General features: G+C 72.2%; 16 protein-coding genes. 8 read left to right on the forward strand and 8 right to left on the reverse strand.

Features of this window, described 5'->3' with window-relative positions; translation table 11 throughout:
• Nucleotides 1-232 precede the first annotated feature (232 nt).
• From ACZ58X_RS06190 to ACZ58X_RS06200, 3 genes are all read right to left on the reverse strand, one after another.
• Nucleotides 233-442, reverse strand: coding sequence for an acyl-CoA carboxylase subunit epsilon (locus ACZ58X_RS06190; RefSeq protein ID WP_470332505.1), 210 nt, complete (start codon nt 440-442; stop codon nt 233-235).
• Between the two features lie 76 nt (nt 443-518).
• Nucleotides 519-2,120 carry an acyl-CoA carboxylase subunit beta gene (locus ACZ58X_RS06195; protein ID WP_470332506.1) on the reverse strand — a complete coding sequence of 534 codons (1,602 nt, stop codon included), beginning with the start codon at nt 2,118-2,120 and terminating at the stop codon, nt 519-521.
• Nucleotides 2,121-2,571: 451 nt separating this feature from the next.
• Nucleotides 2,572-3,051 carry a PLD nuclease N-terminal domain-containing protein gene (locus tag ACZ58X_RS06200; RefSeq protein WP_470332507.1) on the reverse strand — a complete coding sequence of 160 codons (480 nt, stop codon included), beginning with the start codon at nt 3,049-3,051 and terminating at the stop codon, nt 2,572-2,574.
• Nucleotides 3,052-3,143: 92 nt separating this feature from the next.
• Here ACZ58X_RS06200 and ACZ58X_RS06205 point away from each other — a divergent pair, with 92 nt between their 5' ends.
• Together ACZ58X_RS06205 and mqnP are read left to right on the forward strand one after the other, a co-directional pair.
• Nucleotides 3,144-4,601 (forward strand): menaquinone biosynthesis decarboxylase, encoded by a 1,458-nt coding sequence (locus ACZ58X_RS06205; RefSeq protein ID WP_470332508.1) that lies wholly within the window; start codon nt 3,144-3,146, stop codon nt 4,599-4,601.
• Nucleotides 4,598-5,527 (forward strand): menaquinone biosynthesis prenyltransferase MqnP, encoded by a 930-nt coding sequence (gene mqnP / locus ACZ58X_RS06210; protein WP_470332509.1) that lies wholly within the window; start codon nt 4,598-4,600, stop codon nt 5,525-5,527. Before ACZ58X_RS06205 ends, mqnP begins: the two co-directional genes overlap by 4 nt.
• A 47-nt stretch (nt 5,528-5,574) precedes the next feature.
• On the opposite strand, the gene ACZ58X_RS06215 is transcribed toward mqnP, so the two are convergent.
• The gene (locus ACZ58X_RS06215) at nt 5,575-6,330 is read right to left on the reverse strand and encodes an alpha/beta fold hydrolase (RefSeq protein WP_470332510.1); all 756 of its coding nucleotides are present in this window, start codon (nt 6,328-6,330) and stop codon (nt 5,575-5,577) included.
• Between the two features lie 131 nt (nt 6,331-6,461).
• On the reverse strand, nt 6,462-7,688 hold the full coding sequence (locus tag ACZ58X_RS06220; protein ID WP_470332511.1) for an FAD-dependent oxidoreductase: 1,227 nt from the start codon (nt 7,686-7,688) through the stop codon (nt 6,462-6,464).
• 97 nt (nt 7,689-7,785) lie between these two features.
• Between ACZ58X_RS06220 and ACZ58X_RS06225 the strand changes: the two genes are divergently transcribed.
• Nucleotides 7,786-8,580 (forward strand): TetR/AcrR family transcriptional regulator, encoded by a 795-nt coding sequence (locus tag ACZ58X_RS06225; RefSeq protein ID WP_470332512.1) that lies wholly within the window; start codon nt 7,786-7,788, stop codon nt 8,578-8,580.
• Between the two features lie 19 nt (nt 8,581-8,599).
• The gene (locus ACZ58X_RS06230) at nt 8,600-8,968 is read left to right on the forward strand and encodes a VOC family protein (protein WP_470332513.1); all 369 of its coding nucleotides are present in this window, start codon (nt 8,600-8,602) and stop codon (nt 8,966-8,968) included.
• 76 nt (nt 8,969-9,044) lie between these two features.
• Here the strand turns inward: ACZ58X_RS06230 and ACZ58X_RS06235 are convergent, their stop codons facing one another.
• From ACZ58X_RS06235 to ACZ58X_RS06245, 3 genes are all read right to left on the reverse strand, one after another.
• On the reverse strand, nt 9,045-11,108 hold the full coding sequence (locus ACZ58X_RS06235) for an LPXTG cell wall anchor domain-containing protein (RefSeq protein ID WP_470332514.1): 2,064 nt from the start codon (nt 11,106-11,108) through the stop codon (nt 9,045-9,047).
• Nucleotides 11,109-11,363: 255 nt separating this feature from the next.
• Nucleotides 11,364-12,080, reverse strand: coding sequence for an MOSC domain-containing protein (locus ACZ58X_RS06240; RefSeq protein WP_470332515.1), 717 nt, complete (start codon nt 12,078-12,080; stop codon nt 11,364-11,366).
• A 65-nt stretch (nt 12,081-12,145) separates the two neighbouring features.
• Nucleotides 12,146-12,892, reverse strand: a complete 747-nt coding sequence (locus ACZ58X_RS06245) for a cyclase family protein (protein WP_470332516.1) — start codon at nt 12,890-12,892, stop codon at nt 12,146-12,148.
• Nucleotides 12,893-12,983: 91 nt separating this feature from the next.
• Between ACZ58X_RS06245 and ACZ58X_RS06250 the strand changes: the two genes are divergently transcribed.
• From ACZ58X_RS06250 to mqnE, 4 genes are all read left to right on the forward strand, one after another.
• On the forward strand, nt 12,984-13,658 hold the full coding sequence (locus ACZ58X_RS06250) for a UbiX family flavin prenyltransferase (RefSeq protein WP_470332517.1): 675 nt from the start codon (nt 12,984-12,986) through the stop codon (nt 13,656-13,658).
• Between the two features lie 119 nt (nt 13,659-13,777).
• A complete protein-coding gene (locus tag ACZ58X_RS06255; RefSeq protein WP_030232219.1) occupies nt 13,778-14,236 on the forward strand; it encodes an Lrp/AsnC family transcriptional regulator in 459 nt (152 codons plus the stop codon).
• A 4-nt stretch (nt 14,237-14,240) separates the two neighbouring features.
• Complete coding sequence (locus tag ACZ58X_RS06260) at nt 14,241-15,203, forward strand: threonine ammonia-lyase (protein ID WP_470332518.1); 963 nt, start codon at nt 14,241-14,243, stop codon at nt 15,201-15,203.
• A gap of 53 nt (nt 15,204-15,256) precedes the next feature.
• Entirely contained in the window at nt 15,257-16,420 is a 1,164-nt protein-coding gene (gene mqnE / locus ACZ58X_RS06265; protein WP_402482164.1) for an aminofutalosine synthase MqnE, read from the forward strand.
• Nucleotides 16,421-16,526: the final 106 nt, after the last annotated feature.

Raw genomic sequence — 16,526 nt, forward strand, 5'->3', positions numbered from 1 at the left:
GTACCTCGGCAGCGGCCGATCCTATGGGGGCCGACGGGGCGACGGGCGTGAACCGTCCGCTAGGTATCCTACCGAGCCGCTGCGCGCCCGGTCGGACGGGCACGAACGGCACCGGGGCGCCCGGGTGCCGGTGCCGCGGCGGCCGGTGGAGCACCGGCCGGACAGCCCGACGGCCGGTCACCCGATGGGGGTGACCGGCCGTCGAGGTCGGACGCTCGGGGCCCGGGAGACGTCAGGCGGCCTGCTGCCAGCTGACCGGCGAGTAGTAGGCCGGGCGGCGCTCCAGGCGCTGCCAGCTGGCGATCGGCTCGACCTGCGCGGCGGCCGAGGCCTGCTGCGCGACGGCGGCCCGGGCCATCAGGACGGCGGTCAGGGCGGCGAGCTCCTCGTCGGAGAGGCTGCCGCGGACGACGCGGACGAGGGGTTCGGCGGAAGCGGTCATGTCCTTGGTTTCTCCCCCGGTTGCTGTGGTGTGTGGTGGTGCTCGGTACGGCCTGCTGCTGCGAACCGTGCCGCTGCTACATCGGCGGGTTGCCGTGCTTGCGGCTGGGCAGGTCGGCGTGCTTGGTACGGAGCATCGCCAGGGCGGAGGCGATCACCTGGCGGGTCTCCGCCGGGTCGATGACGTCGTCCACGAGGCCGCGCTCGGCCGCGTAGTACGGGTGCATCAGCTCGCTCTTGTATTCCTTGATCTTCTCGGCGCGCATGGCGTCCGGGTCGTCGGCGCCGTTGATCTCGCGGCGGAAGATGACGTTGGCCGCGCCCTCGGCACCCATCACCGCGATCTCGTTGGTCGGCCAGGCGTAGGACAGGTCCGCACCGATGGAGCGGGAGTCCATGACGATGTAGGCGCCGCCGTAGGCCTTGCGCAGGATCAGCGAGATGCGCGGCACGGTGGCGTTGCAGTAGGCGTACAGCAGCTTGGCGCCGTGCCGGATGATGCCGCCGTGCTCCTGGTCGACGCCGGGCAGGAAGCCGGGCACGTCCAGCAGGGTGACCAGCGGGATGTTGAAGGCGTCGCACATCTGGACGAAGCGCGCGGCCTTCTCGCTGGCGTTGATGTCGAGCACGCCGGCCAGCGACTGCGGCTGGTTGGCGATGATGCCGGTGACGTGGCCGTCGACCCGGGCCAGCACGCAGAGCACGTTGGTGGCCCAGCGCTCGTGGACCTCCAGGAACTCGCCGTGGTCGACGATCTCCTCGATCACCTTGCGCATGTCGTACGGGCGGTTGCCGTCGACGGGCACCAGGTCCAGCAGGCTGTCGTTGCGGCGCTCGACCGGGTCCTCGCTGACCACCGACGGCGGCATCTCGCGGTTGTTCTGCGGCAGCAGCGACAGGAGGTAGCGGACCTCCTCGATGCAGGACTGCTCGTCGTCGTAGACGAAGTGCGAGACGCCCGAGACGCCGGCGTGCACGTCGGCGCCGCCCAGGCCGTTCTGGGTGATCTTCTCGCCGGTCACGGCCTGGACCACGTCCGGGCCGGTGATGAACATCTGCGAGGTCTCGCGGACCATGAAGACGAAGTCGGTCAGCGCGGGGGAGTACGCGGCGCCGCCGGCGCACGGGCCGAGCATCACCGAGATCTGCGGGATGACGCCGGAGGCCTTGGTGTTGCGCTGGAAGATGCCGCCGTAGCCGGCCAGGGCGGTGACGCCCTCCTGGATGCGGGCGCCGGCGCCGTCGTTCAGCGAGACCAGCGGGGCACCGGCCGCGATGGCCATGTCCATGATCTTGTGGATCTTCTGCGCGTGGGCCTCGCCCAGGGCGCCGCCGAAGATCCGGAAGTCGTGCGCGTAGGTGAACACGGTGCGCCCGTGCACGGTGCCCCAGCCGACGACCACGCCGTCGGTGTGCGGCTTCTTGGCCTCCAGGCCGAAGCCCTGGGCGCGGTGCCGGCGCAGCGGCTCGACCTCGCGGAAGGAGCCCTCGTCCAGCAGCAGGTCGATGCGCTCGCGCGCGGTCAGCTTGCCCTTCGCGTGCTGGGCCTCGGTGGCCTTGTCGCTCGGGCCGCGGCGCACCTGCTCGCGGAGCTCGTGGAGCTCGGCGACCCGCCCCCTGGCGTCGGCCGGGACCTCGGGGACCTCGCCGCCGACCGGCGCCTCATGCACAACCGTCATCTCGAACCACTCCAAGGGTGAGGGAACTGTCCGACAGCCAGCGTCTGCTGTACCCCCAGCTGCGAATCAACTTCTTCACTTATGACTGTACGAGGGGCCGTGCGCTGGTTTCGGCGTCGATTCTGTACAAGGTCGAGTTCGTTTAGCTGTCAGGCCTGTACAGAAGCGGTCGACCCGAGGGCTGTGCGCTCAGTGGCCGTTCGAATACCGGGGGTTGTCGGGCAGATGATGGTCCGATGATCTGAGCATGAAGGAAAACGCAGGTCAGGACCGTCCTCCAGCAGTGTGGGGCGGTCGTTTGGAGTACCGCTCGAGGACGGCTGGAGCGTGACGCCGGGAGCGGGGCGATCAAGGCCGGAGGCCTCCCGGTCGTAGGGAAGCGCCAAAAAGGCCGCAGCCCACCCGCAGGTGCTCGGGTGGGCTGTCCGGGGGAGTGGCGGAACCGCTCCGATCAGCTCTTTCGCCCGTCCTCGGGCTCCTCCCCGCCGCGCAGTTCCTGCTCCCGGCGGCGCAGATCGGCCTCCCAGCGGCGGAGCATCTCCTCGTGGTCCTTGTCGTCCTCCTGCAAGGACCCGCTCCTCGGGGCCTCGTTCCGCGCGGACTCGTCCTTCTTCGCGGCCTCGTTCCCGAGGGAGGCCAGGAACTCCGGATCGTCGTCCGGGGCCACCGGCCGGCCGCGGCGCGGGGCGGCGGAACCGCTCCGGCCGTCGGCGTCCGTCCGCCCGTCCGGCGCGCCCGTGCGCAGGAAGCCGCGCTGCTTCCCGGCCACCAGCCAGGCGATCGGGCCGAGCGGCGGGAAGAGCAGCACGATGATCAGCCAGATCGGCTTCGGCAGGTGCTTGACCTCTCCCTCGGGCGTGACCAGGCAGTCGATGAACGCCCACACCCACAGCGCGAGCGGAAGGACGATGGTCAGAAGAATCCTCAGCACGGCTGCGATCTCCCCCGCGAGGGCGGTAGCGACGGGCACCTCCCGGGGCCCTTGACGCAAGCCAGGCTATCGGGTGGCGGATACTGACTGGCATGGCATACGACGATCTCCGCTCGTTTCTCCGGGCTCTCGACCGCGAGGGCGACCTCAAGCGCATCAAGGCGGAGGTGGACCCCCACCTGGAGATCGGCGAGATCGTCGATCGCGTGCAGAAGGCCAAGGGCCCGGCGCTGTTGTTCGAGAACGTCAAGGGCTCGTCGATGCCGCTCGCGATGAACGTCTTCGGCACCGAGCGGCGCCTCGCCAAGTCGCTCGGCCTCAAGGGCCCGGAGGACATCGCCGAGAAGATCGCCGGCCTGCTCAAGCCCGAACTGCCGCAGGGCTTCACCGGGTTCCGGGACGCCTTCGGCAAGCTCGCCTCGATGGCGCACGTCCCGCCGCGGCACGTGAAGGCCGGCGACGCCCCGGTCCAGGAGGTCGTGCTCACCGGCGACGACGTCAACCTGGACGAGCTGCCCGCGCTGTTCACCTGGCCGCTGGACGGCGGCTCCTTCTTCAACCTGGGCCTGACCCACACCAAGGACCCGGACACCGGCGTCCGCAACCTCGGCCTCTACCGGCTCCAGCGGCACGACCGCCGCACCATCGGGATGCACTGGCAGATCCACAAGGACAGCCGCAACCACTACGCCGTCGCGGCCAAGCGCGGCGAGCGCCTCCCGGTCGCGATCGCCTTCGGCTGCCCGCCGGCCGTCACCTACGCGGCCACCGCGCCGCTGCCCGGCGACATCGACGAGTACCTGTTCGCCGGCTTCGTCGCGGGCGAGCGGGTCCGGATGGTCGACTGCAAGACCGTCCCGCTGCAGGTCCCGGCCGACGCCGAGGTGGTCCTGGAGGGCTGGCTGGAGCCCGGCGAGATGCTCCCCGAGGGCCCGTTCGGCGACCACACCGGCTTCTACACCCCGCAGGAGCCGTTCCCGGCGCTGACGATCGACTGCGTGACCATGCGCCGCCGGCCGATCCTGCAGTCGATCGTGGTCGGCCGCCCGCCGACCGAGGACGGCCCGCTGGGCAAGTTCACCGAGCGGTTCTTCCTGCCGCTGCTCAAGATCATCATCCCGGACATCGTCGACTACGACCTGCCCGAGGCCGGCGGCTTCCACAACTGCGTGATCGTCTCGATCGACAAGAAGTACCCCAAGCACGCCCAGAAGACGATGCACGCGATCTGGGGCGCCCACATGATGTCGCTCACCAAGCTGATCATCGTGGTGGACTCCGACTGCGACGTCCACGACTACCAGGAAGTCGCCTGGCGGGCCTTCGGGAACGTCGACTACAGCCGCGACCTCACCGTCGTCGAGGGCCCGGTCGACCACCTCGACCACGCCTCCTACCAGCAGTTTTGGGGCGGCAAGGCGGGCATCGACGCGACCCGCAAGCTCCCCGAGGAGGGCTACACCCGGGACGGCGGCTGGCCGGAGATGGTCTCCTCGGACCCGGAGACCGCCGCGCTGGTCTCGCGCCGCTGGAAGGAGTACGGGCTGTGAGCACCGGAGTCGGTACGCTCGGTAGCGGAGGCCAGGGCGAATCTCCCCGCACTCGCGGGGGTGTGTCGGCCTTCCTGCGCCTGGTGATGATCGAGCACTCGGTCTTCGCCCTGCCCTTCGCCTACATCGCCGCGCTGACCGCCATGTTCCTGGCGGACAAGCGGGTGCACTGGGGCGAACTGTTCGTCGTCACCGTCTGCATGGTCGGCCTGCGCACCTTCGCGATGGCCGCCAACCGGATCATCGACCGCGAGATCGACGCCCGGAACCCGCGCACCGCCGGGCGCGAACTCGTCACCGGCGCCGTCTCGTTGAGGACCGCGTACGTCGGCTCGGCGGTCGCCCTGGTGGTGTTCCTCGGCGCGGCGGCCCTGCTCAACCCGCTCTGCCTGGCCCTCGCCCCGGTGGCCGTGGTGCCGATGGTCGTCTATCCGTACGGCAAGCGGTTCACCAACTTCCCGCAGGCGATCCTCGGCCTGGCCCAGGCGATGGGCCCGGTCGGCGCCTGGCTCGCGGTGACCGGCAGCTGGTCCTGGGAGGCCGTGGTCCTCGGGGTCGCGGTCGGCATCTGGATCGGCGGCTTCGACCTGATCTACGCCTGCCAGGACGTCGAGTCCGACCGGGAGCACGGCGTCGGCTCGCCGCCGGCCCGCTTCGGCGTCCCGGCCGCCATCCGCGGCGCCCGGGTCTGCCACGTCCTGACCACCCTGCTGCTGGGCTGGTTCGCGGTGCTCACCGACGCCGGCCCGGCGCTCTGGATCGGCCTGGCCGTCGTCGCGGGCGCCTTCGTCTACGAGCACACCATCGTGAAGCCGAACGACCTGTCGAGGCTCAACCGGGCCTTCTTCCAGACGAACAGCTTCGTCGGCATCTCGCTGTTCTTCTTCGCCCTGGTCGACCTGGTCATCCGCGGCCTCGGCATCTGACCCCTGCGGCCGGGGCCCTCCCGAACGGGTCGGCCCCGCCGCTCGGCTCAGTTGTGCAGGAAGGCCTCCATCGCGGTCGCCAGCGCCACCGGCGCCTCGTACATCGGGTAGTGCCCGCTGCCGCCGAGCTCCTCCAACTCCGCGTTGGGGTAGTGCTCCAGCCAGGTGCCCCGCATCACGTCGGCGGTCAGCGCGAGGTCGTGCTCGCCGACGATGACCTTGACCGGGACGGGGTTCCCGCTGATCCGGTGTTCCAGGTCGGCCGTGGTCCAGTCCTGGACGTAGCCGTCGAAGGCCTCGACGGTCGACAGCCGCAGCGACTGGTCGACCATCCGGTCCAGCCAGACCCGGCCCGCCCGCTGCCCGGTGACCAGGTCGAGGATCGCGTACCGCTTCTCGCGGTCCTCGGCGGCGCCGTAGAACAGCGCCTCACCCGCCGCGTCCAGCGGGTACGCCCCGGCCGGCACCGGCGACAGGCCGACCAGCTTGCGCACCCGCAGCGGGGCCTCGGCCAGGACCTGCTGGGCCGCCTTGCCGCCCATCGAGTGGCCGACCAGCGAGAAGCGGTCCCAGCCGAGCTGGTCGGCGAGGGCGAGCGCGTCGGCGGCGATCTCGGCCAGGGTGTAGGCGCCGGTCACGTCCTTGCGCTCGCCGTAGCCGCGGTAGTCGAGGAAGGCGTAGCTGAACGCCCTGCCGTCGAGGTAGTCGAGGAAGGGGCCCCAGCCCGCGCTGGTGCCGAACCAGTCGTGCAGGACGAGGACGGGGTGGGCGCCCGTGCCGGTCAGGCGGTGAGGGATCGTCATGCTGAGGGTCGTTCCCCGGAAAGCGCCCGCCCGAACGGCCGGTCAGGGGCGGGCCGTTCGGGGCGGGCGTGGACGGGCCGGTGGTCGGGCGCCCGGCCGGGCGGACGGTCGGGCGGATGGCCGGGGGACGGTCAGGCGGACGGCCGGCGGGCGAAGGCCGGGGCGTGTTCGGGGCGCGGCCCGATGGCGATCAGCCGGGACAGGCCGGTCCGGAGGGCGGGCACCCGGCGGGTGAGCGCGGCGAAGGCGGTCGGCGGCCCGGCGCGCCGGCCGGTGAGCACCGGGACGAACATGACGGCGTGCAGGACCCGCTGGAGCCGCTGCATGACCACGGTCGGCCACCAGCGGCGCCGCTGGACCCGGGCCAGCGCGGCCACGGTCGGCCGGCCGCGGCGCAGCGGTTCGGCGAGCAGGGTGGCGGCCGCGACGGCGTCCTGGATGGCGAGGTTGATGCCGACGCCGCCGGCCGGGGACATCGCGTGGGCGGCGTCGCCGATCAGCAGCAGCCCGTCGACGTACCAGCGGTCCAGCCGGTTGAGCTTGACGTCGAGCAGGTGGACCTGGTCCATCCCGGCCAACTGGTCGACCCGGTCGGCGAACTGCGGCATGAGCCGGGCGATCCGGGCGCGGAAGCGGTCGATGCCCTCGGCGCGCAGCGCGGGGTCGGAGCCCTTGGACTTGAAGTAGGCGATCTGGAAGTAGTCGTCGCGGGTGAAGCTGAGGACCATCTCGCGCTCGCCGAAGCCGGGGGTGAGGCTGGGCGGCGCGGCCTGCTCGTGGGTGTGCCGGGGGAGCCGGAACCACCAGACGTCGAAGGGCACCGGGTACTCCTCGGGCACCAGGCCGGACTCCCGGCGCAGGGTGGAGTGCCGGCCGTCGGCGGCGACGGTGAGGTCGGCGCGGAGCTCGCCCTCCTCGCCGTCCCGGGTGCGGTAGCGGACGCCGACCACCCGGCCGTGCTCCCGGAGCAGTCCGGTCGCCTCGGTGTTCATCCGCACGGTGAAGGTGGGTTCCCGCTTCGCCTCTTCGACCAGGAAGGTGAGCAGGTCCCACTGGGGCATCATGGCGATGTAGTTGTAGGGCGCGGGCAGTCGGTCGAAGGCGCTCAGCGCGACCTCCCCGACGCCGGGCACCGGTACCACCAGGTTGCCGAGCCGGCTCTGCGGCAGGGCGGCGAACTTCCGGCCGAGGCCCAGTTCGTCCATCAGGCGCACGGTGGACGCGTGGACGGTGTCGCCGCGGAAGTCCCGCAGGAAGTCGGCGTGCTTCTCCAGCACGGTCACCTCCACGCCCGCTCGGGCCAGCATCAGGCCCAGCACCATTCCGGCCGGTCCGCCCCCGGAGATGACGACGCTCATGGCTCTCTCCCCTTCGATCCCTTGCCGTTCCTGGGTGGAACTTGCCTATAGAGAGTCTCTGGAACCGTCTCATGTGTCAAGTAGTACGATGTCTCACATGAACGATCTGGTGGCGGCCGCCCTGGCGGCCGCGAAGGCACGGGGGCAGGACGTCGCGGACGTCCCGCTGACGGCGATCGCCTCGGCGGCCGGGATCTCGCGCAGCACCCTGCTGCGCCGGCTCGGCGGCTCCCGGGCCCCGCTGGACGAGGCCGTCCGGCAGGCCGGCGTCGACCCGGGCGGGCGGCCACCGGTACGGGAGCGGGCGATCGAGGCGGCGGGCCGGCTGGTCGCCGAACGCGGCCTCGCCGGAGTGACCCTGGACGCCGTGGCCGACCGGGCCGGCTGCTCACTGCCCAGCCTGCACACCGTCTTCGAGGGACGGGACGGCCTGTTCGCCGCCGTCTTCCTCCAGTACGGTCCGCTGCCGGACCTGGAGACGCTGGCCGCGAACCCGCCGGAGAGCCTGGAGGACACCGTCCGGGCGATCCACCGCACCTTCGCCGCGGCCTACGAGGGCGAACCGCGGGTCGTCCCGGCGGTCTTCGCCGACCTGTTCGGCCGCCCGGACGGCCCCGCCGCCCGGATGATGGCGGCCCACCTGCCGCGCCTGTTCGACGGCCTCTCCCGCCTGCTGCTGCCGTACGTCGAGGCGGGGCGGCTGCGCCCGCTGCCGCTCCCGGTGCTGGTCCAGCTGCTGCTCGGCCCGCTGATCAACCACGTCCTGATGAGACCGGTGCTGGAGCCCGCGTTCGGCGCCGGACTGCCGTCGCTGGACGACGTGCTGGACCTGTTCGTCGAGGCCTACCTGCGGGCGGTCACCCTGCCCGGGCCGGACCACCGGACCCCCTGAACCGACCCCGAGGAGAACCGTGATCGGCACCCTGCAGTGCCTGGTGCTCGACTGCCCGGCCCCGGGCCCGCTCGCCCGCTTCTACGCCGGCCTGCTCGGCGGCGAGGTCGACCGCCCGGACCGCCGCTGGTCGCTCGGCGAGGGCTGGTCCACCCTGCACCTGGACGACGGCAGGGTGCTCTGCTTCCAGGCCGTCGCCGACCACCGCCCGCCCCGCTGGGGCAGCGCCGAACACCCGCAGCAGGCCCACCTGGACATCGACGTGCCGGACCTCGACGCCGCCGAGTCCGCGGTGCTCGCCCTGGGCGCGGTGCGATGGCACGACGCCGGCGGCTGGCGGGTCTACGCCGACCCGGCCGGTCACCCGTTCTGCCTGGTCCGCGGCTGAGGGCGGTCGGAACGGCCGAGCCCCGGCCCCCGGACGGTGCCGGGAGCCGGGGCTCGGGTGCTTCTCGGGGCGGGGATCAGGCGCTGCGGCGGCGACGCGCGAAGAAGACCGCGCCGATGCCGCTGGCGAGCAGGCCGGCGGCGGCCGCGGCGGCCGCCGGCATGCCGTCCGAGCCGGTGTGGGCGAGCGAGCCGCCGGCCAGCTGGGTGTCGGCGGTGGTGCCGCCGGTGCTGTCGGTGCTGTCGGCCGTGGTGTCGGTGCCGGTGCCGGTGAGACCGGCCTTGACGGCGGTGCCGTTGCCCTTGTCGGTGCCCTTGCCCGTGTACTCGGCCGGGGTGGTGGTCAGGTCGAGGGAGAAGCCCGGGGCGCTGGCCCACGCGTCCGCGTACTGGCTGCCGGCCGGCTGCTCGCCGAGGATGACCGCCGGGCTGACGTAGACCCGGCCGATCGGGGCGTCGGCGGTGAAGGCCAGGCGCACGTGCTTGGTGGAGGACGACTTGGCCGCGAGGTTCTTGTCCGCGGTGAGGTGGTACACCAGCGGACCGCCGGACTGGGTGCTCGGCGTGCCGGTGATGTCCGCCCAGCTGCCGTCGGCCTGCTGCACCTGGAGCTTGCTGTACCGGTCGGCGACCACGACGGGGGAGAGGTTGTCGTAGTCCGAGGCGCTCTGGTTGTCCACGGTGAAGTCGAACTCGACCGGCGCGCCGCCGATCGTGGCGGTGCTCGGCGCGTTCTTGACCGTCAGGCCGAGGCTCTTCATCTCGACGTCGTCGGTGCTCTCCGACACGACCGCGTTCGCGCCGTCCACGATCGCGGAGTGGAGCGTGACGGTCCCGTGCGCGTTGGGCCAGTCGTTGTTGACCGGGGCGGAGAGGCGCAGCTGGACGGTCCTGGTGGTACCGGCGGCGACCGCCACGCCCGGGATCTCACCGCTGAAATCGAAGGTCTTCTCGCCCTGGCTGAAGTTCAGCGTGACGGGCTTCCAAGTGCCGTCGGTGTCGCGGTAGTCGACGGCGAAGCGGCCGGCGCTGCGCGCGGCCGGGTTGCTGACGTTCAGTTTCAGCGTGTACACGGCGTCGGCACCGCCCGGGTTGGTGACGCTCTCGGTGAACTCGACCGGCTTGCCGGAGTTCCCGATGGACGACGGCGGCTGCACCGACAGGGTCGGGCCGGAGGTGAGGTTGATCGCGACGAACTGCGGACCGCAGACGACGGGCGCGAACGCCCCGCCCTCGCCGAGCATGGCCCACGGGTGGATGTAGGTGGTGCCGATCGGGGCGTCGGCGGCGAAGGAGAGGCGGACGTGCCGGGTGAAGGAGGCGCCGGGGGCGAGGGTCCTGTCCGCGGTGAGGTGGTAGAGGACGCGGCCGAACTGGTCGGGGGCCGCGGTGACGGTCTCCCAGCTGCCGTCGGCGTTCCGCACCTGGAGCTTGCTGCGCTTGTCGGCCTCGATGACCTTGGCGACGTCGGTGTAGCGCGCGGCGCTGGGGTTGGTCACCGTGACGTCGAACTCGACCGGGGCACCGCCGGCGACGGCGGTGGTCGGCGCGTTCCTGACCTGCACCGTGAGGGCCTTGGCCGTCACGGTCCTGGTGCTCTCGGCGAGAGCGGTGTGGCCGGAGGCGTCGAGGACGGTGGAGTCGAGCTTGATGGCCAGGTCGTGGCTGCCCCAGTTGTTGCTGACCGGGAGGCCGAGACGCAGCTGGACCGTCTTGGTGGCGCCACCGGCGACGGTCAGAGCGGTCGGGATCCCGCCGGTGAAGTGGCCGCCGGAGTTGGTGAAGGCCAGGTCGACCGGCTTCCAGGCGCCGTCCGCGTCGCGGTAGTCGACGGTGAGCTGGTTCCGGGAGCCGGCCGCCGGGTTGCTCGCGTCGAACCACAGCTTGTACGAGGCGTCGGTGGTGCCGGGGTTGGTGACGGTCTCGGTGAACTCGACCGGCTCCCCGCCGTTGCCGAACGACTCAGGGGTGTTGACCGTCAGCGACGGCCGGCCGGCCTCGGTCGCGGCCTTCGGGGCGGTGGCGGCGGCCGGGGCGTCGGCGGCGTGGGCGGCCGGGGAGGAGACCACGGCGCCGGTGGCGAGCAGCACGCCCAGGGTGGCGGCGGTGACGACGGCGGAGCGGGAACGGCGTGCGCGCACGACGGACATTCTGAATACCCCCCAGGGTGTTTCACCGGCAGCTTTCCGCTGCTGGTCGATCAGCACGGTACGGATCGGACCTGAGGTCCGGGGTGGTGTCCCCGGTGTCGCCTGCGGTCCGCTCGGGCGGGCTCCCCCGCCGCTCACTCCCATAGACGTGCAAGGGCCCCGGGGGTTGCAGGTGAGTTCAGAACTTTTTCGGAGAATCTTCGAAACCGCTCCGACCTGCGGTTTCGCCGGCGTCGCGGCCCGGACTCAGTCCAGCACCAGCCGGTCGCCGAGCCGCAGCCGCCCGGGGGCGGCGACCTCGGCGAGGGCGTCGAGCCGGCCGTCGTGGGCGTGCACGATCGCCTTGAGGATCTCCGGTGCGTGCGGCAGGCCGGGCTGCGGGGCGCCGCTCATCGCGCAGCGCTCGCTGGAGGAGACGAAGGCGAGCCGGGCGCTGTCCGGGGCCCCGCCGCGGGCCTGCCGGCCGAGCCAGGCGTCCTCGACGAAGGGCGGGGTGCCCGGCGGGGTGCGCAGCACGATGTTGGGGCGGAACCGGCGTTCGTCGACCACGGCGAAGGGGACGGCCTCGCGGACCCAGTCCAGGGTGGCGGTGCTGAGCACGCTGACGGGCAGCCGGTCGAAGTGCGGGACGGCGTCCTCGCGGGCGAGTTCGACGTCCTCGCGCTGGAGGTAGGCGCGCAGGAAGGCGGTCGGACGGTCGACCGGGCGGCCGAGCGGGTCGAACAGTTCGGGGCCGTCGATCCGGCGGCCGAGCCGGGCGGAGAGCCGGAGCAGCCCGTCCATCCGGCGGAAGCGGCGGGTGTTCTTGCCCGAGCCGAGCTTCCCGGAGGCGTCGCGGACGGCGTAGAGGCGGTCCCCGGCCAGGCCGCGCACGTCCACGTCGACGGAGTCGAGCCGCTCGCCGCCGGTGGACTTCACGGGGTAGCGCCAGAGTCGCTCGACCACTCCGATGATCTCAGCCATGGCCGGAAAGCCTAGTGGCGCCATCGGAGTTGGTCTAGACCAAGTACGGCCCCGGTCGGGGCCGGTCAGCCCAACCGCGCCACCGCCCGCACCGGGGCCCCGTCCGCCGCCACCAGACGCAGCGGGAACAGCGAAACCTCCACCGGCCGACCGGCCTGCTGCGCCGCCAGCAGCGCCCGCAGGTCGGTCAGGTTCTCGGCGATCACCCCGCCGCCGTCCGCGCCCAGCAGCACCCGGTGGGCGGCCAGCGTCGGCTCCTCCACCGGGTCGGGCCCGTCGTGCTCGTCGGTGAGGTCGGCGAGCAGTGCGGCGACCGCCGGGTGCTCCGGCCCCGGGTCGGGGGTGGGGTCCACGCTCAGCGCGTCCACGCCGACCGTCCGCACCCCGGCGGCCACGATCGCCTCGGCGGCGGCCGCGGTCAGGCTGGGGTGGGCCAGGTAGGCGTCGGTGCCCCAGTGCCGGGCCCAGCCGGTGGCCAGCAGCAGGACGGTGCCCTCGGCGCAGCGCGCCAGCGCGGGCGCCAGCAGGTCGGGGGTGACGGCCGTCCGGGGCTCCAGCCCGCGCAGGTCGGCGACCACGGCCGGGCCGGTGAACCGCTCCAGCGGCAGTCCGTCCAGGGTCGGCCAGGTGACGTCCACGTGGTAGGGCGCGTCCACGTGCGTCCCGGACTGCGAGCCGAGGTGCAGGGCCAGCACGTTCACCCCCGCCGTGGCGGTGGTGAGCGCGGGCTCCAGCAGGACGGCCGGGTCGCCGGGGTAGACCGGCATCGCGGTGGTCACCTGATGGGTGAGGTCGACGAGGGTCGCTGCCATGCGCCCATCCTCCCAGGGGGCGCGCCCGCGCGGGCCCGCTCCGCCGTGCCCGGGGCGGAGCCGCAGGTGGGGGCGGGACAGAATTGCCTCCATGGGAACTGCGAAGCGTCAGCCGTGGGTGGTCGGGGTCTCGGGAGCGTCGGGGACGCCGTACGCGGCCTCGGTGATCCGGGCGCTGCTGGCCGCCGGTGAGGCGGTGGACCTGATCGTCAGTCGGGCCGCCCGGCTCACCATCCTGGACGAGACCGGGATCTCCTTCCGGGACGCCCACTGGCGCGCCGACCTCGCCCGCTGGCTGGGTACGGACGAGGGCCTGGACGACGTCCGCTACTGGTCGGCCGGGGACTTCGCGGCCGGCCCGTCCAGCGGCTCGTACCCGGCCAAGGGGATGCTGGTGGTCCCCGCGACCACCGGCGCGGTGGCCGGGATCGCGCTCGGCCTGAGCAAGGACCTGCTCCAGCGGGTGGCCAGCGTCACGCTCAAGGAGCGCCGTCCGCTGGTCGTCTGCGTGCGCGAGGCACCACTCAACGGGGTGACGTTGAAGCACCTGGTGGAACTGGACGCGCAGGGCGCCGTCGTGCTCCCCGCCTCGCCCGGTTTCTACGCCGGCGGCTCCACCGTGCGCGAACTGGTGGATTTCGTGGCCGGCCGGGTGCTGGACGCCGTCGGCGTGCCGCACTCCCTGTACCTGCGCTGGGAGGGCGAGTTGGGCGCGGCCGCCCGCACACCGGGCGACGGGGACGCCGCTCGGCCTGAGGGGGAGTAAGGAGAGCGAGGGTGGGAGAGTATCTTCTCTGCGATATCCGGGTCGTTCAGCGCACGGCGCCTTTGAATCCGGATAATGATCTGTGGGTCTGGTGAGGTTCGGAAGGACGCGGACGGTATATGGACACGGTGGACAGACAGCTCATCCAGGCGCTCCGGGAGAACGGCCGTGCGTCCTACGCCGAGCTGGGCCGACTGGTCGGACTCTCCGGCCCGAGCGTCACGGACCGCATCAACCGCCTGGAGCAGGCCGGTGTGATCACCGGCTACCGGGCGACGGTCAACCCGGCCTCGCTCGGCTTCGGCGTCACGGCCCTGATCGGTCTCCAACTGACCGACGCCGCCGACCACGAGGACGTCGCCTTCCGGCTCAAGGACCTCAACGAGGTCGAGGACTGCTGGTTCATCGCGGGTGACGACTCCTACATGCTCAAGGTCCGGGTGGCCGACGTGGCCGGCCTGGAGTCGGTGGTCAAGCGGATCTCGGGCACGAAGGGCGTGGCCCGCACCCGCACCACCGTCGTACTCTCCACGAAGTGGGAGAACCGGGTGAGCGAGCTCCCCCCCGAAGGAGAGTGACGGCATGGCACTGGTCGGTCTGGAGGAGCTGCACGCCGCCCGGGAGCGGATCGCGGGGGTCGCGGTGCGCACCCCGCTGGTCCCCGCCCCCTGGGCGTCCGAGGACGGGCGGCGGCTCTGGCTCAAGCCCGAGAACCTCCAGCCGACCGGGGCCTTCAAGACCCGCGGCGCCTACAACCGGCTGGCCGCGCTCACCCCGGAGGAGCGCGCCCGCGGGGTGGTCGCCCAGTCCAGCGGCAACCACGCGCAGGCGGTGGCCTACGCGGCGCAGCTGCTCGGCCTCAAGGCCGTGATCGTGATGCCGGACACCTCGCCCGCCGTGAAGGTCGAGGCCACCCGCGCGTTCGACGCCGAGGTGATCCTCGTCCCACCGGGGGAGCGGGACACCCTGCCCGGCGAGCTGGCCGAGCGGTTCGGCTTCGTCTGGGTGCCGCCGTACGACGACCCGTTCATCATCGCGGGCCAGGGCACGGTGGGCCTGGAGATCGCCGAGGACGCCCCGGCCGGGCTGGACACCGTCCTGGTGCCGGTCAGCGGCGGCGGGCTGATCAGCGGGACGGCCGCGGCGCTCAAGCTCACCCGCCCGGGCGTCCGGGTGATCGGGGTGGAGCCGGAGCTGGCCGCCGACGCCCGGGAGAGCCTGCGCTCCGGGCGCCGGGTGGAGTGGCCGGTCGCCGACACCTACCGGACGGTCGCGGACGGGCTGCGCACCCCCTCGGTGGGCGTGCTGCCGTACGAGCACCTCACCGCCTACGTCGACGACATCGTCACCGTCACGGAGGACGAGATCCGCGCCACCGTCGCCCTGCTGGCCCGCCGCGGCCGGCTGGTCGCCGAGCCCTCCGGCGCGGTCGCCCCGGCCGCCTACTTCCACCGCGCCGCCGAGACCGGGGGCCGGACGGTGGCCGCCGTGGTCAGCGGGGGCAACATCGACCCCGCACTGCTCGCAGAGCTGCTGTCCGCATAGGCGTAACCTCGTCTCCGGCAAGGAATCGAATGTCTGAGGAGGCGGGGCACCGCATGGACGCAGGGCTCAAGCGCGAGCTGGAGGCGAAGGTCTACGCGGGTGAGCGGCTGACCCGCGAGGACGGGATCGCGCTCTACGAGAGCGACGACCTGGCCTGGCTGGGCGGTCTGGCCCACCACGTGCGGACGCGGAAGAACGGCGACGTCGTCCACTTCAACGTCAACCGCCACCTCAACATGACGAACGTCTGCAGCGCCTCCTGCGCGTACTGCTCGTTCCAGCGAAAGCCGGGCGAGAAGGACGCCTACACGATGCGCATCGAGGAGGCCGTCCGCCTCGCCAAGGCGATGGAGAGCGAGTCCCTCACCGAGCTGCACATCGTCAACGGCCTGCACCCCACCCTGCCGTGGCGCTACTACCCGCGCTCGCTGCGGGAGCTCAAGGCGGCGCTGCCGAACGTCTCGTTGAAGGCCTTCACCGCCACCGAGATCCACTGGTTCGAGAAGATCAGCGGCCTGCCCGCCGACGAGATCCTGGACGAGCTGATCGACGCCGGTCTGGAGTCGCTGACCGGCGGCGGCGCGGAGATCTTCGACTGGGAGGTCCGCCAGCACATCGTCGACCACGACACCCACTGGGAGGACTGGTCGCGGATCCACCGGCTCGCCCACAGCAAGGGCCTCAAGACCCCGGCCACCATGCTGTACGGCCACATCGAGGAGCCCCGCCACCGGGTCGACCACGTGCTGCGGCTGCGCGAGCTCCAGGACGAGACCGGCGGCTTCCAGGTCTTCATCCCGCTGCGCTACCAGCACGACTTCCACGACTCCAAGGACGGCGTCGTGCGGAACAAGCTGATGGCCCGTACCGAGATGGCCACCGGCGCCGAGGCGTTGAAGACCTTCGCGGTCTCCCGGCTGCTCTTCGACAACGTCCCGCACGTCAAGGTCTTCTGGGTGATGCACGGCGTCACCACCGCCCAGCTGGCGCTCAGCCACGGCGCGGACGACATGGACGGCTCGGTGGTCGAGTACAAGATCACCCACGACGCGGACAACTTTGGCACCCCGAACAAGCTCGGCCGTGAGGACCTGCTCGGCCTGATCCGGGACGCCGGCTTCCGCCCGGTGGAGCGCAACACCCGCTACGAGGTCATCCGCGAGTACGACGGCCCCGACCTGACGCGTCGCGAGACCCCGCAGGCGATGCGCCTCTGACCTGCGCACTTCCCGCCGCCCGGACCGCACCGCGGCCCGGGCGGCGGCGTCTTCACGGCTCCCGCACGCGACCCGGGTTTACCAACGGGTACGGCGTTTGGCAGGA

The sequence above is a fragment of the Kitasatospora sp. NPDC040550 genome, from assembly GCF_055594965.1.

Excerpts from the sequence above, each read along its gene's own strand:
- ACZ58X_RS06190 (WP_470332505.1), bottom strand. The coding sequence starts at position 442 with ATGACCGCTTCCGCCGAACCCCTCGTCCGCGTCGTCCGCGGCAGCCTC.
- ACZ58X_RS06195 (WP_470332506.1), bottom strand. The coding sequence starts at position 2,120 with ATGACGGTTGTGCATGAGGCGCCGGTCGGCGGCGAGGTCCCCGAGGTC.
- ACZ58X_RS06205 (WP_470332508.1), top strand. The coding sequence starts at position 3,144 with ATGGCATACGACGATCTCCGCTCGTTTCTCCGGGCTCTCGACCGCGAG.
- ACZ58X_RS06215 (WP_470332510.1), bottom strand. The coding sequence starts at position 6,330 with ATGACGATCCCTCACCGCCTGACCGGCACGGGCGCCCACCCCGTCCTC.
- ACZ58X_RS06220 (WP_470332511.1), bottom strand. The coding sequence starts at position 7,688 with ATGAGCGTCGTCATCTCCGGGGGCGGACCGGCCGGAATGGTGCTGGGC.
- ACZ58X_RS06225 (WP_470332512.1), top strand. The coding sequence starts at position 7,786 with ATGAACGATCTGGTGGCGGCCGCCCTGGCGGCCGCGAAGGCACGGGGG.
- ACZ58X_RS06240 (WP_470332515.1), bottom strand. The coding sequence starts at position 12,080 with ATGGCTGAGATCATCGGAGTGGTCGAGCGACTCTGGCGCTACCCCGTG.
- ACZ58X_RS06245 (WP_470332516.1), bottom strand. The coding sequence starts at position 12,892 with ATGGCAGCGACCCTCGTCGACCTCACCCATCAGGTGACCACCGCGATG.
- ACZ58X_RS06250 (WP_470332517.1), top strand. The coding sequence starts at position 12,984 with ATGGGAACTGCGAAGCGTCAGCCGTGGGTGGTCGGGGTCTCGGGAGCG.
- ACZ58X_RS06255 (WP_030232219.1), top strand. The coding sequence starts at position 13,778 with ATGGACACGGTGGACAGACAGCTCATCCAGGCGCTCCGGGAGAACGGC.
- ACZ58X_RS06260 (WP_470332518.1), top strand. The coding sequence starts at position 14,241 with ATGGCACTGGTCGGTCTGGAGGAGCTGCACGCCGCCCGGGAGCGGATC.
- mqnE (WP_402482164.1), top strand. The coding sequence starts at position 15,257 with ATGGACGCAGGGCTCAAGCGCGAGCTGGAGGCGAAGGTCTACGCGGGT.